This window comes from Serratia sp. CY47444, from assembly GCF_052168635.1.
In the GTDB taxonomy this organism is placed as follows: domain Bacteria; phylum Pseudomonadota; class Gammaproteobacteria; order Enterobacterales; family Enterobacteriaceae; genus Serratia; species Serratia bockelmannii.
This window is the reverse complement of sequence record NZ_JBJNMH010000001.1, coordinates 264,501-279,044: the sequence shown is the minus strand read 5'-3', so window position 1 is coordinate 279,044 and position 14,544 is coordinate 264,501. Positions and strand designations below refer to the sequence as shown.

12 protein-coding genes are annotated in these 14,544 nt (G+C 60.7%); 6 read left to right on the top strand and 6 right to left on the bottom strand.

The features are described from left to right. Positions 1 to 181: 181 nt before the first annotated feature. Genes ACJ8IL_RS01225 through ACJ8IL_RS01210 form a run of 4 tightly spaced genes read left to right on the top strand, consistent with a single transcriptional unit; the run spans position 182 to position 3,442 of the window. Positions 182 to 2,794 (top strand): YdbH family protein, encoded by a 2,613-nt coding sequence (locus ACJ8IL_RS01225; RefSeq protein WP_147823854.1) that lies wholly within the window; start codon positions 182 to 184, stop codon positions 2,792 to 2,794. Next, positions 2,791 to 2,988: a YnbE family lipoprotein gene (locus ACJ8IL_RS01220; RefSeq protein ID WP_025302979.1), complete on the top strand. Its 198-nt coding sequence runs from the start codon at positions 2,791 to 2,793 to the stop codon at positions 2,986 to 2,988. The genes ACJ8IL_RS01225 and ACJ8IL_RS01220 overlap by 4 nt, the downstream gene beginning before the upstream one ends. Positions 2,989 to 2,996: 8 nt before the next feature. Next, on the top strand, positions 2,997 to 3,320 hold the full coding sequence (locus ACJ8IL_RS01215) for a YdbL family protein (protein WP_025302978.1): 324 nt from the start codon (positions 2,997 to 2,999) through the stop codon (positions 3,318 to 3,320). Further along, the gene (locus tag ACJ8IL_RS01210; RefSeq protein ID WP_127145959.1) at positions 3,305 to 3,442 is read left to right on the top strand and encodes a hypothetical protein; all 138 of its coding nucleotides are present in this window, start codon (positions 3,305 to 3,307) and stop codon (positions 3,440 to 3,442) included. Before ACJ8IL_RS01215 ends, ACJ8IL_RS01210 begins: the two co-directional genes overlap by 16 nt. On the opposite strand, the gene azoR is transcribed toward ACJ8IL_RS01210, so the two are convergent. Continuing rightward, positions 3,439 to 4,044: an FMN-dependent NADH-azoreductase gene (gene azoR, locus ACJ8IL_RS01205; protein WP_015377994.1), complete on the bottom strand. Its 606-nt coding sequence runs from the start codon at positions 4,042 to 4,044 to the stop codon at positions 3,439 to 3,441. The two genes, ACJ8IL_RS01210 and azoR, sit on opposite strands and share 4 nt — an antisense overlap. Before the next feature lie 269 nt (positions 4,045 to 4,313). Here azoR and hrpA point away from each other — a divergent pair, with 269 nt between their 5' ends. After that, positions 4,314 to 8,201, top strand: coding sequence for an ATP-dependent RNA helicase HrpA (gene hrpA / locus ACJ8IL_RS01200; protein WP_442516304.1), 3,888 nt, complete (start codon positions 4,314 to 4,316; stop codon positions 8,199 to 8,201). 98 nt (positions 8,202 to 8,299) lie between these two features. Here hrpA and ACJ8IL_RS01195 read toward each other — a convergent pair whose 3' ends face one another. After that, the gene (locus ACJ8IL_RS01195) at positions 8,300 to 9,112 is read right to left on the bottom strand and encodes a trypsin-like serine peptidase (RefSeq protein ID WP_313243769.1); all 813 of its coding nucleotides are present in this window, start codon (positions 9,110 to 9,112) and stop codon (positions 8,300 to 8,302) included. A gap of 294 nt (positions 9,113 to 9,406) precedes the next feature. After that, positions 9,407 to 9,682, bottom strand: coding sequence for an acid resistance repetitive basic protein Asr (gene asr / locus ACJ8IL_RS01190; RefSeq protein ID WP_025302975.1), 276 nt, complete (start codon positions 9,680 to 9,682; stop codon positions 9,407 to 9,409). 185 nt (positions 9,683 to 9,867) lie between these two features. On the opposite strand from asr, the gene ACJ8IL_RS01185 reads away from it, so the two are divergent. After that, positions 9,868 to 10,773 carry an alpha/beta fold hydrolase gene (locus ACJ8IL_RS01185; RefSeq protein ID WP_442516303.1) on the top strand — a complete coding sequence of 302 codons (906 nt, stop codon included), beginning with the start codon at positions 9,868 to 9,870 and terminating at the stop codon, positions 10,771 to 10,773. Positions 10,774 to 10,939: 166 nt separating this feature from the next. Here ACJ8IL_RS01185 and ACJ8IL_RS01180 read toward each other — a convergent pair whose 3' ends face one another. The 3 genes from ACJ8IL_RS01180 to rstA are packed head-to-tail and all read right to left on the bottom strand — an operon-like array spanning position 10,940 to position 14,501. After that, positions 10,940 to 12,439 carry a carboxypeptidase M32 gene (locus ACJ8IL_RS01180; RefSeq protein WP_025302973.1) on the bottom strand — a complete coding sequence of 500 codons (1,500 nt, stop codon included), beginning with the start codon at positions 12,437 to 12,439 and terminating at the stop codon, positions 10,940 to 10,942. 35 nt (positions 12,440 to 12,474) lie between these two features. Then, the gene (rstB, locus tag ACJ8IL_RS01175) at positions 12,475 to 13,779 is read right to left on the bottom strand and encodes a two-component system sensor histidine kinase RstB (protein ID WP_043143616.1); all 1,305 of its coding nucleotides are present in this window, start codon (positions 13,777 to 13,779) and stop codon (positions 12,475 to 12,477) included. Continuing rightward, positions 13,776 to 14,501 carry a two-component system response regulator RstA gene (gene rstA / locus ACJ8IL_RS01170; protein ID WP_004938307.1) on the bottom strand — a complete coding sequence of 242 codons (726 nt, stop codon included), beginning with the start codon at positions 14,499 to 14,501 and terminating at the stop codon, positions 13,776 to 13,778. Before rstA ends, rstB begins: the two co-directional genes overlap by 4 nt. Positions 14,502 to 14,544: the final 43 nt, after the last annotated feature.

The window sequence follows — 14,544 nt, the reverse complement described above, 5'->3', positions numbered from 1 at the left end:
CCTATTTATGTGATGTATATGTAACGAAAATCTACAACTTCGCACACGTTTGCGCTAAAAAGGTGCAAATCACCTTTGCGACCCCGCTCAGCTTCACCCTATGTCAAATTCGTGCCATCATTATTGTCAATTCAGGCATAGACTTAACCAATGCCTAACTCAGGAACGAAGCAATCATTTAATGACCAGGCGATTGAAAGTATTCATAGGGACCGTGGCGGGCTGTGCAATTCTGGTGCTGGCGTTATGGCAAACTTTGCCGCGCTGGCTGCCGGGGGTGTTATCGCATTGGTTGCCGGCGGGAAGCCGACTTGAGTTACAGGGCAAGTTGCATTGGCGCCAAGGCGGCCTGGCGCTGCCGGGGGCACGTTTCACCGCGCAAGATTGCCTGCTGGCCAACGTCGGTCCGACGCGGCTGGCTTACCGCCAAGGCCGCTGGCAGCTGTCGAGCGATAAGGTCAGCGTCGATAGCGCCTGTTTGTCAAAACTGCCGGGCGGCGACGCCAACAGCGCGCCGCTCGCGCTCGATCAATTGCAGCGGCAACTGCCGGCGCTGGATCTCACCATTAATGATCTGACGCTTATTCCCTGGCAGCGCTATGCCGGCAAGCTACAGATTTCCTCCGGCCCCGACGGGCAACGTCTGCATTATCGGGGACCGAATCTCAGCGCCGAGGCGCGGCTGGATGAAAAACAGCAGCTGACGTTGCAGAGTCTGACCGTCGTCCCGCCCAACAGCGCGCAACCGCTGCACCTAGCCGGTAAGATAACTCTCCCGCTGGATCTGGCCAGCCTGCCGAAGCAGGGCGCGTTGCAGGGTGAAATGCAGACGGCCTATCTGGAAAAACCGGTTTTGCTGGATATGCGCTGGCAACAGCAGCAGGGCGTGTTGACGGTGAGCGAGAAAGGCGACGATCGGCCGCTGGCGGTGCTGCCGTGGGAAGTGACCCCGCAGCGGGTCAGCATCAAGCAGGGCGAGTGGCGTTGGCCCTACAGCGGACAGCCGTTGAACGGCGGCCTCAGCATCGCGCTGCACGACTGGAGCAAGGGATTGGATGAAACGGAGATCAGCGCGCGGCTGAACGTGATCACCGCCGGCCACAACGGCAAGGGTAATGCGGTGCTCACCCTCGGGCCGGGCAAGGTGGGGTTGACCGACAGCGATCTGCGCTTCCAACTGACCGGGCAGGCCAATCTGGCCGATTTCTCCACCACCGCGTCGATCCCGGGCGTGATCGGCGGCAGCATTCTTAACCCGACGCTGGTTCTGCAGCCAGGTTCGCTGCTGCGTCTGTGGGGCAAAGTGACGCCGGAAATGACGCTGGAAGAGGCGCGTCTACCGCTGGCCGGCGTGAAGGTGACCGCCGCCGGCATCACCGGCCGCCTGCAGGCGATTTTGAGCGCCAGCGACAGTTATTGGGGGCGTTTCAAGCTCCACCTGGACGGCCAGGCGCAGGATTTCTGGCCGGACAAGGGCGACTGGCAGTGGCGTTACTGGGGCAACGGCCGGTTGCCGCCGCTGCAGGCCGCCTGGGACGTCGCCGGCAGCGGTCGTTGGCAGGACAGCGAGCTGGTGCTCGACAAGCTCTCCACCGGTTTCGACAAATTGAAGTACGGTCTGGTGACGGTCGCCGCGCCGCGCTTGAGCCTCAACCAGCCGCTGCGCTGGCAGCGTGATGAACAAAGCCCGCAGTTCAACGGCGAATTCCAGCTGGCGGCGGATAAGGTCAGCTTCAGCGACGGTGGCTATCTGCCGGCGCCGGTGCTGGCGCTGCAGGTGAACGGCCGTTCGCCGGACAGTTTCCAGATGCAGGGCAAGCTGCAGGCGCAACAGATCGGGCCGATCGCGCTGCGCGGCCGTTGGGACGGCGAACGTCTGCGCGGCGAAGGCTGGTGGCCGAAACAGTCGCTGAAGGTCTTCCAACCGCTGTTGGCACCGGATCTCAATCTCACGCTGCGCGACGGCGAGTTTTACGCGCAGTCGGCGTTTTCCGCCGCCCGTGAACAAGGGTTCGAGGCCGGTGGCCACTGGGTGGTGAAAAACGGCGGCATGTGGCTGAAAGACGGCGAAATGAGCGGCCTGGATTTCATCCTGTCGTACCGTTTCAAGCAGCATCACTGGCAATTGGGAGCTAAACAGCCGGTATCGCTGCGCATCAAGTCTTTCACCAACCTGTTCGAGATGCAGAACATTTCCGCCGATCTGCAGGGCACCTATCCTTATAGCGAAGGGCAGCCGCTGACGTTGAGCAACGTCGGCGTGGACATGCTCAACGGGCATATCAGCCTGTCGGCGCTGCGGTTGCCGCAGCATGACGCCGCGGTGCTGAAGCTGGATAAGGTCGATCTCAGCGCGCTGTTTACCGCCCTGAAACCGAAGCAGTTCGCCATGTCCGGCCGGGTCGACGGCGAGCTGCCGCTGTTCCTGAACCATCCGAAGTGGTTGGTGCAAAACGGCTGGATCGCCAACGCCGGCACGTTGACGCTGCGCCTGGACAAAGACATGGCCGACGCCATCGGCAGCAATAACCTGGCGACCGGCGCGGCGATCGACTGGCTGCGCTACATGGAAATCAACCGTTCGCATGCCCGGGTCGATCTCGACAACCTGGGCGAGTTGACGCTGAGCGCGCGCATCGACGGCATCAACCCGCAGAAAAGCGCCAAGCGCGAGGTGATCCTGAACTATCGCCATCAGGAAAACGTGTTTCAGCTGTGGCGCAGTTTGCGCTTCGGCGACAATTTACAGGAGTGGCTGGAGCAGGCCCTCTCACAACCTGGGGAGCAACAATGAAAATCATGAGTGTGTCGACGCTGGCAGCGGTGCTGTGCGTTTCGCTGCTGAGCGGCTGCGTGCCGCGCATCGAGGTGGCGACGCCGAAGGATCCGATCACCATCAATATGAACGTCAAGATCGAGCATGAAATTCATATCAAGGTGGATAAGGACGTCGAAAACCTGCTGAAAACCCAAAGCGGTCTGTTCTAGGAGCCGACATGAAAAAACGTTATTTGTGGCTGGCCGGCGCCGCCTGGTTGTTCAGTGGCATGGCGATGGCGTTGACGCTGGATGAGGCGAAGCAGCAAGGGCGGGTAGGTGAAACCCTGAGCGGCTACATCGCGCCGGTGAAGCAGGACGCGGAAACCCTGGCGCTGGTGAAACGCATCAACGCCGGCCGCGCCGAGAAGTATCAGGAAGTGGCGAACGGCAACCATATCGCCGTCGACGAAGTGGCGCGCATGGCCGGGCAGAAGCTGGTGACGCGGGCGCAGAGCGGCGAGTATGTGCGCGGCATCAACGGGCAGTGGCTGAAGAAATAAAAAAAGCGCGCCGTCTGGCGCGCCAAAAGATACGGATAGATGATTATTATGAGGGTAGTGCAGGTTTGACAGGACTTGCCTCTTGTCCGGCAGGGGCTCGGCGCCCCTGCGCAGGGTCTTAGGCAGCAACCACCTGAGACAGGGCCGCCTTGGCGTCTTCCTGTGCTTTGGTCGCCACTTCCGGGCCATAGGCGATGCCTTCCGCGAAGACGAACTCCACGTCGGTGATGCCGATGAAGCCCAGGAACAGACGCAGGTAAGGTTCTACCAGGTCGGTCGGGGTGCCTTTATGGATGCCGCCGCGGCTGGTCAGGATCACGGCGCGTTTGTTTTTCACCAGGCCTTCCGGACCGTTTTCGGTGTAACGGAAGGTCACGCCGGCGCGGGCAACCAGGTCGAAATAGTTTTTCAGCTGGGTCGGAATGTTGAAGTTGTACATCGGTGCGGCAATCACGATGACGTCATTGGCCTGCAGCTCGGCGATCAGCTCGTCCGACAGGGCCAGCGCTTCTTGTTGACGTGGAGTCAACGGAGCATCGGAAGGACGCAGCGCGCCGACCAGTTCACCGTCCAGCACCGGGATTGGCTGTGCGGCCAGATCGCGCACGGTGATGGTGTCGCCGCTGTGGGCGTTGCTCCATTGCTCTACGAAGAAATCGGCCAGTTGGTTAGACTGAGAGTAGGTCGCCAGGATGCTTGATTTCAGAACCAATACGTTGCTCATCGATAATTCCTTACGTTGTGACAGTGACATCAGGACTCAGCGTCCCTTGCATGAAGTACATGCTATTCACATTCCCCCAACAGTGATAGCGCAATATTTCGAGATCTCCGTTCAATTTTATTGAATGACATGGCGACGCTTTACTCGCGGAAGTAGGGGGAGAAAGCCGTTTGTGATAGGCTGTGCGGCTAAAGCAAAAAAATCGCTAAAAAAACATTAAACCGTTGCCAAGCCTGGCCTTGGCGGCGAAGAAACAAGGAACACCGAACGTGAAATCTCCGCTCGAGGCACTGCCGGCCCAACTGGGCGAGCTGATGCTCCGCGATCAACAACGCCTGCGTCGTCGCCTGCAGGGCGCACGAAAAATCAAAAATCCCGATGCCCAGCTGGCGGTCGCCGCCGACGTGGAAAGCGACATCGCGACGGCGCGGCAAAAAGTGCAGGCGCGCGCCGCGTCTTGCCCGCGCATTACCTATCCGGAAAGCCTGCCGGTCAGCCAGAAAAAGCAGGACATCTTAAATGCTGTCCGCGACAACCAGGTGGTGATCGTCGCCGGGGAGACCGGCTCGGGAAAAACCACCCAGTTGCCGAAGATCTGTCTGGAGCTGGGGCGTGGGGTGAAAGGGCTGATCGGCCATACCCAGCCGCGCCGCCTGGCGGCGCGCACCGTCGCCAACCGCATCGCCGACGAGCTGGAAACCCCGCTCGGCGGCAGCGTCGGCTACAAGGTGCGCTTCAACGATCAGGTGGGGGAAAACACCCTGGTCAAGCTGATGACTGACGGTATCTTGCTGGCGGAGATTCAGCAGGATCGCCTGCTGATGCAGTACGACACGTTGATCATCGATGAAGCGCACGAGCGCAGCCTGAATATCGACTTTATTCTCGGCTACCTGCGCGAACTGCTGCCGAAGCGCCCGGATCTCAAGGTGATCATCACCTCGGCGACCATCGATCCGCAGCGTTTCTCGCGCCACTTCAACAATGCGCCGATCATCGAGGTTTCCGGCCGCACCTACCCGGTGGAGGTGCGTTACCGCCCGGTGGTGGACGACGGCGATGATACCGACCGCGACCAGCTGCAGGCGATTTTCGATGCGGTGGACGAGCTTGGGCGCGAAGGGCCGGGTGACATTCTGATCTTCATGAGCGGCGAGCGCGAGATCCGCGATACCGCCGACGCTTTGAACCGCCTCAATTTGCCGCACACCGAGGTGCTGCCGCTGTATGCGCGCCTGTCGAACAGCGAGCAGAACCGGGTTTTCCAGTCGCACCACGGCCGCCGCATCGTGCTGGCCACCAACGTGGCGGAAACCTCGCTGACGGTGCCGGGCATCAAATACGTCATCGATCCGGGCACCGCGCGCATCAGCCGCTACAGCTTCCGCACCAAGGTGCAGCGCCTGCCGATCGAGCCGGTGTCGCAGGCCTCCGCCAACCAGCGTAAAGGGCGCTGTGGCCGCGTGTCGGAGGGCGTGTGCATCCGTCTGTACTCTGAACAGGATTTCCTCTCGCGGCCGGCGTTTACCGATCCGGAAATTCTGCGCACCAACCTGGCGTCGGTCATTCTGCAGATGACCTCGCTGGGGCTGGGCGACATCGCCGCGTTTCCGTTTGTCGAGGCGCCGGACAAGCGCAACATTCAGGATGGCGTGCGCCTGCTGGAAGAGCTGGGGGCGATCACCACCGCCGATAACGGCCACTATCAGCTGACGCCGCAGGGCCGGCAGCTGGCGCAGTTGCCGATCGACCCGCGTCTGGCGCGCATGGTGTTGGAAGCGCAGAAGAGCGGCAGCGTGCGCGAGGTGATGATCATTACCGCCGCGCTGTCGATTCAGGATCCGCGCGAGCGCCCAATGGATAAGCAGCAGGCCTCGGATGAAAAACACCGCCGTTTTGCCGACAAAGACTCGGACTTCCTGGCGTTCGTCAACCTGTGGGATTATCTGCAGGAGCAGCAAAAGGCGAACTCTTCCAGTCAGTTCCGCCGGCTGTGCCGCAACGATTTTCTCAACTACCTGCGGGTGCGCGAGTGGCAGGATATCTATACCCAACTGCGCCAGGTGGTGAAAGAACTGGGGCTGCCGATCAACAGCACGCCTTCCGATTATCGCAGCGTCCACACCGCGCTGCTGACCGGCCTGCTGTCGCACATCGGCCAGAAGGATACGGACAAGCAGGAATTTACCGGCGCGCGCAACGCCCGCTTCTCGATCTTCCCCGGCTCCGGCCTGTTCAAGAAGCCACCGAAGTGGACCATGGTGGCCGAACTGGTGGAAACCAGCCGCCTGTGGGGACGCATCGCCGCGCGCATCGAACCGGAATGGATCGAGCCGCTGGCTCAGCACCTGGTGAAACACAGCTACAGCGAACCGCACTGGTCGAAGTCGCAGGGGGCGGTGATGGCCAGCGAAAAGGTCACGCTGTTTGGTCTGCCGATCGTTGCGGCGCGCCAGGTCAACTACGGCGCCATCGATCCGCTGCTGTGCCGTGAGCTGTTTATCCGCCATGCGCTGGTAGAGGGAGACTGGCAGACGCGCCACGCCTTCTTCCGCGAAAACCAAAAGCTGCGCGCCGAGGTGGAAGAACTGGAGCATAAATCGCGCCGCCGCGACATTCTGGTGGATGACGAAATGCTGTTCGGCTTCTACGATCGCCGCATCCCCAACGACGTGGTGTCCGGCCGTCATTTCGACAGCTGGTGGAAGAACGCGGCCAAACAGCAGCCGGATTTGCTGAACTTCGAAAAAGAGATGCTGATCAAGGACGGCGCCAACAAGATCAGCGCGCTCGACTACCCGAACTTCTGGCATCAGGGCAACCTCAAGCTGCGGCTGAGCTACCAGTTCGAACCGGGCACCGACGCCGACGGGGTGACGGTGCACATTCCGCTGCCAATCCTCAATCAGGTGGAGGAGCAGGGCTTTGAATGGCAGATCCCCGGCATCCGCCGTGAACTGGTGATTGCGCTGATCAAGTCGCTGCCGAAACCGGTGCGTCGCAACTTCGTGCCGGCACCGAACTACGCCGAGGCGTTCCTTGGCCGCGTAACGGCGCTGGAATTGCCGCTGCTGGACGCGCTGGAGCGCGAGCTGCGGCGCATGACTGGCGTGACCGTGTCACGTGATGACTGGCAGTGGGATCAGGTGCCCGATCATCTGAAGATGACCTTCCGCGTGGTGGGCGAGAAAAACCAGACGCTGCGCGAAGGCAAAGATCTGGCCGCCTTGCGCCTGCAGTTGAAAGAGAAGGTGCAGGAGACGCTGTCGGCGGTGGCCGATGACGGACTGGAGCAGAGTAACCTGCATGTCTGGAGCTTTGGCCAATTGCCGGCGTTTTACGAGCAGAAGCGCGGCGGCTATTCGATGAAGGCATACCCGGCGCTGGTGGATGAAAAGGACAGCGTGGCGATCCGCCTGTTCGACAGCGAAAGCGAGCAGCAACAGGCGATGTGGCAGGGCACGCGTCGTCTGCTGTTGTTGAATATTCCTTCACCGATCAAATACCTGCATGAGAAATTGCCGAACAAAGCCAAGCTGGGGCTCTATTTCAACCCGTACGGCAAGGTGCTGGAGCTGATCGACGACTGCATATCGTGCGGCATCGACAAGCTGATCGCCGAACACGGCGGCCCGGTCTGGCAAGAAGCAGACTTTGCACGGCTGCAGGAGCAGATCCGCGCCGAGCTGAACGACACGGTCGTCGAGGTGGCCAAGCAGGTTGAACAGATCCTGACGGCGGTCTTCAACATCAACAAACGGCTGAAAGGCCGGGTGGACATGTCGTTGGCGCTGGCGCTGTCGGACATCAAGACCCAGCTCGGCGGGCTGGTTTACCGCGGCTTCGTGACTGGCAACGGATGGAAGCGCCTGCCGGATACGCTGCGCTACCTGCAGGCGATCGAGCGGCGGTTGGAAAAACTGGCTATTGATCCGCACCGCGATCGCGCGCAGATGTTGCGGGTGGAGCAGGTGCAGCAGGCCTGGCAGCAGTGGCTGAACAAGCTGCCGCCGAAGCGACAGCAGGGGGAAGAAGTAAAAGCGGTGCGCTGGATGATAGAAGAGCTGCGCGTCAGCCTGTTCGCGCAACAGTTAGGCACGCCTTACCCGATCTCCGATAAGCGCATTCTGCAAACTATCGAGCAGCTTTCGAGCTAAGCTCAGCCGCACCGGCCGGCAAGCGGCCGGCGCGGCGCAAGTTGAAATTCGCAGAGCAGAGAAACAGCAACGGCGCATAATGCGCCGTTGAGAGAGGATTATTTGCCTGTCGCCAGCGCGTCCAGCGCTTCGCGGATACCGGGCACCGCCAGGGCACGGTTATCGGCGCGATAGCGATCTTTCGCCGCCGGTGCCGAGCTTTGGATGGCGATCAGTTGCCAGCCGTCGGCGGTTTTCAACAGCAGCGGCGAACCGCTGTCGCCGGGCAGAGTATCGCACTGGTGCGACAGTACGCTTTGCTGGGCCCAGCCGGTGACCTTGCAGTTTTGGTGGCTGTAGAGGTCATCCAGATGATCCTCCGGGTAGCCCGCTTGAGTTATCAGCCGTTTGGCCTGTTTCAGGGCCTGAGTCAGCGCCTTGCTGTCGCCTTGCCACAGCGGCAAGGGTGCGATCGGCAGCGGTTTTTTGTCTTTCAGACGGATCAGCGCAAAGTCATAAGCGGCCGCGGCGGGCGGGACGATCCAGCCATCACCGTCCGGCTTCAGCTTTTTGCCCAGTTTGCTGTCGACCAGGGTCTCGATATTGTCGGTTTGATACTGCCACGACTTATCACCCGCCACGAAGCGCAGAGCGATGGCTTTATCCAATTGCCCCGGCGGTGCCAGCACGCAGTGGCCGGCGGTCAACGCCAGGTGTGGGGAGATCAGCGTGGCGGTACACAGATTGCCGCTGGCGGTTTCGACCTGGCCGATGGCCTGCCACGGCTTGGCGGCGGTATCCGTGACCTTGATTCGTTCATCTTTGCCGAAAAACAGACGCGTTTGCTCGGCCTTGGACGGGCCGTCTGCGCGTGCCGCCTGAGAAGCGATGAGCGGGAGTGAACACAGCAACAGTAAAACGGATATGCGCATAGATCTCTTGCCTGACAAATACGGATCATCCATAAACACACTGAATGCTAACTATAGACTGATTTAGCAGCCATGTGGATGGGCAATAATTGATTTTTCAATAATTTCCCGCCGGCGATGCGGCAGGCTACAGGTAAAAAAAGACGGCGATCAGTCCGCAAAGGATCAGGGCGGTCAGAACAATCTCGAACAGGTAGCGGCGCAGCATCAATGAGAACCCCCCGATGAAAAAACACCCGGTGAACCGGGTGTCGTACACGTCAAGCCTGAAACGGTGAGGGGACCCTCACGACATTACGCTTTTTTGTGGCTGGCTTTCTTGTGGTGCTTTTTAGCCGCCTGGGCTTTTTGCGCCGGGGCTTTCTTGCCGGCTTTTTTGTGATGCTTTTTGGCCGCCTGAGCTTTCTGAACCGGGGCTTTCTTGCCGTGGTGTTTCACCTGAGCTTTAGCCGGCGCAGCGGTGGCGGTGGTTGCGGTAGCCGCAGGTGCGGTGGTGGCAGCCTCGGCAGCGAAAGCCACGGAAGACAGACCCATTGCAGCGGCAACAACCAGAGCTAATACTTTTTTCATCGCAGAATCCTCAACATGACTTTTGGGTACCAACCCCACTGCGGGGCCGTTGAGATGATAGTAGGCAAACGGCGTCCGGCTTTCCGTGAGTGATTGGTTTCGGCATGTAACCTAATGTACAGGGCGGCGGTGGCGAGGGGGATTGCTGCTATAATGACCGCCAGACAAGGAAAAAGGGATTTAAAATGAACGAGATAACGATTCGTTGTGGCGTGACTGAACAGGGCGAGGTGCCGCTGGCCTATGAGGACTGGGGCGATGAGACGCACCCGCCGTTGTTGCTCATCATGGGCATCGGCGCGCAGCTCCTGTTGTGGCCTGACGACTTCTGCCGCGCCCTGGTGTCCATGGGGTTTCGGGTGATCCGTTATGACAACCGCGACGTCGGCCTTTCAGGAAAAACGCAGGCACAACGCTCACAGCCATTGTGGCTGCTGATGTTGCGCGCCCAGCTTGGCTGGCAAACGCCGGTGCCTTATACCCTGGCGGACATGGCAACGGACGCGGCGCATCTGCTCGATCATTTACGCATTCCGCAGGCTCACGTACTGGGCGCTTCGATGGGGGGGATGATCGCCCAGGTGCTGGCCGCCGAATACCCGCAGCGCGTCGCCTCGTTATGCATCTTGTTTTCCAGCACCAATCAGCCGCTGTTGCCGCCGCCGGCGCCTTCGCTGCTGTGGTTGCTGGTGCGCCGGCCTGCCGCCGATATGACGCTGCAGCAGCGCCAGGAAGGGATGAAGGCCTTTCTGCGCGCGCTTGGCACCGCGACTTATCCACCGGAGGAGGCGGAGCTGGATGCCCTGGTGACGCGGTTGCTGAAGCGGGGTGTGGATCCGGCAGGCATGCAGCGGCAACTTTCCGCGTTGCTCGGCAGCGGCGATCTGCGGCGTTACAGCCGGCGCATCGACGCGCCGACGCTGGTGATTCACGGCGATCGCGATCGGCTGGTGCGCAAGGCCGGCGGGGTGGCGATCGCTCGGGCCGTCGCCAACGCCAGATTGCAGATTATGCCGGGCATGGGGCATGACCTGCCCGCCGCGTTGAGGCCGCAGCTGGCGGCGATGATCGCCCGCCATGCATTGGGATGAGAGGCCGGTTGGTTCGGTATTTTTGCTTTTTTAGTTACAACATACTAATGGCGGGTGGCCACCCGCCACTCTGTAGCCAAGGCGTTACCCGCAGGAAAGTGCACTATGGAACAGTGTCAGGTCAACCAGAGGAAAAAAGGGCGCGGCAGGGCCGCGCCAGGAGAGATCACAGGTAGCGGTTTTCCAAATGCTGACGGAAGTAGCGTGGGTTGAGCGCTTCGCCGGTCGCGTTGGCGATCAGCGTCTCGGTCGGGAAGCGGCTACCGTGGCGCCAGATGTTGTGCTGCAGCCAGTGGAACAGCGGCTGCAGATTGCCGGCGGCGATATCCTCGCTCAGCGAAGGTAGGGCCTGGCGCACGCTGTGGAACAGCTGCGCGGCGTACATCGCGCCGAGGGTGTAAGTCGGGAAGTAGCCGAACGCGCCGTCTGTCCAGTGGATATCCTGCATGCAGCCGTTGCGATAGTTGCCGATGGTGTCGAGGCCGAGGTAAGCGTGCATCTTTTCATTCCACAATGCCGGAATGTCTTCCACTTCGACCTCGCCTTCGATCAGCGCTTTTTCAATTTCGTAGCGCAGGATGACGTGGGCAGGATAGCTCACCTCGTCGGCGTCGACGCGGATCAGGCCCGGTTTAACGCGCTGGTTGAGGCGAATGAAGTTGGCTTCTTCCAGCGCCGGCTGTTCGCCAAATTGCGCGGTGACCAGCGGACGCAAGATTTTCAGGAATTCATTGCCGCGCGCCAGCTGCATTTCGAACAGCAGGCTCTGCGATTCGTGGATGGCGGTAGAGCGGGCCAGGGCGACCGGCTGGCCGAGCAGATCGCGCGGCAGGTTCTGTTCGTAACGGGCGTGGCCGGTTTCGTGCACGATACCGAGCAGCGCGGTCAAGAACTCTTTTTCGTTGTAGCGCGTGGTGATGCGTACATCTTCCGGCACGCCGCCGCAGAACGGGTGGGCGCTGACGTCGACACGGCCGTTGTCGAAGTTGAAACCGAGCAGTTTCATGACGCTCAGGCTCAGCTGGCGCTGGGTGTCCACATTGAACGGACCTTGTGGCGCCTGGCAGGGCTCATTAGCCTGTTTGGCCACCACGCGCTGCAGCAGATCCGGCAGCCAGGTTTTCAGATCGCCGAAGATGCGGTCGAGATCGCTGCTGCGCATGCCCGGTTCATACAGATTGAGCAGGGCATCGTAACGGCTGGTGCCGGCCGCCTGCGCACGGATCTGCGCCTCTTCCCGGCTGAGTTTGACCACTTCGCGCAGGTTCTCGGCGAAGCCGTCCCAGTCGTTGGCCGGGCGCTGGGCGCGCCAGGCGTGTTCGCAGCGCGCGCCGGCGAGCGATTTGGCTTCGACCAGCGACGCCGGTAGCAGCACCGCGTCTTCATACTGGCGGCGCATTTCGCGCAGGTTGGCGCGGTCGATCTCGTCCAGCGTCTCTTGCTGCGCGCGATCCAACAGCGCGCCGGTGCTTTCCGCTGTTAAAAGCTGGTGCTGCAGCACGCTCAGCTCGGCCAGCGCTTCGGAGCGCGCCTTGCTGCCGCCCGGCGGCATCATGGTTTGCATGTCCCAACCGGCGATGGCGGACAGGTGGCCGAAACGCGACAGACGGCTAAAAAGCGCGCGCAGGTGATCGTAAGCAGATGTGTTGGAATGTGCAGATGTCATTATTATTCGACTCCAATGAGAAGGGTCCGGCGGTATTACGCCAGATCGGCTTTTAAACTGAATGTCGGCTTCACCGGCCAACAGAAACGGAAACTGGCGCCGCCGAGCGAACTGCTCTCGACGAACACCTGTCCCTGGTAGGCGACGGCGATGGAATGGACGATGGCCAGCCCCAGTCCGCAGCCGCCGGTGGCGCGATCGCGGCTGGGATCGAGGCGAACGAAAGGCTCGAATACCCGCTCGCGCTCTTCCGGCGGGATACCCGGCCCGTCATCTTCGACCTGCAAACAGGCGAGGTCGCCGTCGAACCACAGACCCACGCGCAGACGCTGCTCGGAATAGCGCAGCGCGTTATTGACCAGGTTATCGAGCACGCGTTCCATCAGGCGCAGATCGACGCCGCCAAAGTCGCCGACGTGCGGGATATCGAGCTGGATGTCGCGTTCCTGATGAATAAGACGGATATCGTCGACCTTGTCCTCCAGCCACTTTGGCAGATCGATGGGTTCAATGTTTAGCGCAACCTGCGGCCGGTCCAGGCGGGCATAGGTCAGCAGCTCGTCGATCAGCGACTCCAACTGGCCGATATCGCGGTTCAGCGCCTGCTGTTCGCCTTCGGACAGGTTATCGCTCATCTCGAGCCGATAGCGCAGGCGCACCAGCGGCGTGCGCAGCTCGTGCGCGATGCCGTCGATCAGCTGTTTCTTGCTGGCGATCAGGGTGTTGACGTTGTCGGCCATCTGGTTGAACGCCACGCCGAGCCGGCTCAGGCTGGAAGTGGGATCGAAGTGGGTGCGTTCATCCAGATGCCCGGCGCCGAGCCGCTGGGCGGCGTTTTCCAGTTTGAGCAGGTCTTGCCAGTGCGGCCGCATCCACAGAAACACCGGCAGCGCCAGCGACATGCCGATAAACACCAGCAACACCAGATCCAGCAGGCGCATCTGGTGCAGATAGAACAGATAAGGGATGGGGCCGACCACCAATACATAGTGGCTGCGCGGAATGCGCTGCATAAAGGTGTACTGATCGTCGAGGGCGATGATTTCACCCAGCCGCAGCCGCTTTTTCAGATCCTCGCTCAGTTCCTGTTTGCCGAGCGGTTCGATATGCAGCTTGAACGACAGATTGAGATCCAGCGTGGCGATAGTCTTGTTCCAGTCCTTCAGCGGGATTTCGCGCAGCTCGCTGCGCATCAGGTACAGCGAGCTTTTCATCAAATCGTCCATCGACTGGCGGCCTGCGCGCTCGGCGGTCACCTTGTACACCAGGCCGACCAGCATCGCCATCACCAGAAAACAGACGAACAGCAGCAGGAAGAACTGGACGAAAAGTTTTCTCATTGTTGCACCGAAGCCCAGGCGTTAGGGGCGAACAGATAGCCCTTGTTGCGCACCGTCTTGATACGGAAAGGCTCCAGCGCATTGTCGTACAGCTTACGACGCAGGCGGGAGATCGCCACGTCGATGCTGCGATCCATACCGTCGTAGCTCACGCCGCGCAGGTTTTGCAACAACGCCTCGCGATCCATGATCTGCCCGGCATGGGTCGCCAGCTCCCACAGCAGATCGAAATCCGAGGTGGACAGGGTGATGGTTTCTTCGCCCAGCGTAACCTGACGGTTGACCGGATCGATGCACAGCAGCCCGAAATGCAGCGCGTTATGCTGGGTGAGCGGCTGAACCGACTCTTCTTTCGGCTGTTGGCTGTGTTGGCGCAGGTGCAAACGCAGGCGCGCCAGCAACACCGCCGGTGGCGTGGTTTTCAGGATATAGTCGTTGGCGCCCATCTCCAGCGACAGGATATGGTTCATGTCACTGTCGAGCGAAGTGAGCAGCACGATCGGGCCGGGGAAGGTAGGGCGCAGATCGCGGCACAGCGTCATGCCGTCTTTGCCGGGCAGCATGATGTCCAGCAGCACCAAATCGGGTTGCTCGCGCTCGATGCGCGCCTGCGCGCTGTCGCCACGCGGTTCGATCAGCACCTCGATGTCATGTTTGCCCAGATAGGCGGCGATCAGTTTGCCGACTTCAGGATCGTCTTCCACAAAAACAATTTTATGCATATGCCCGTGTTTTAATATAAAAAGCGGATTTGAGCATAGCGCG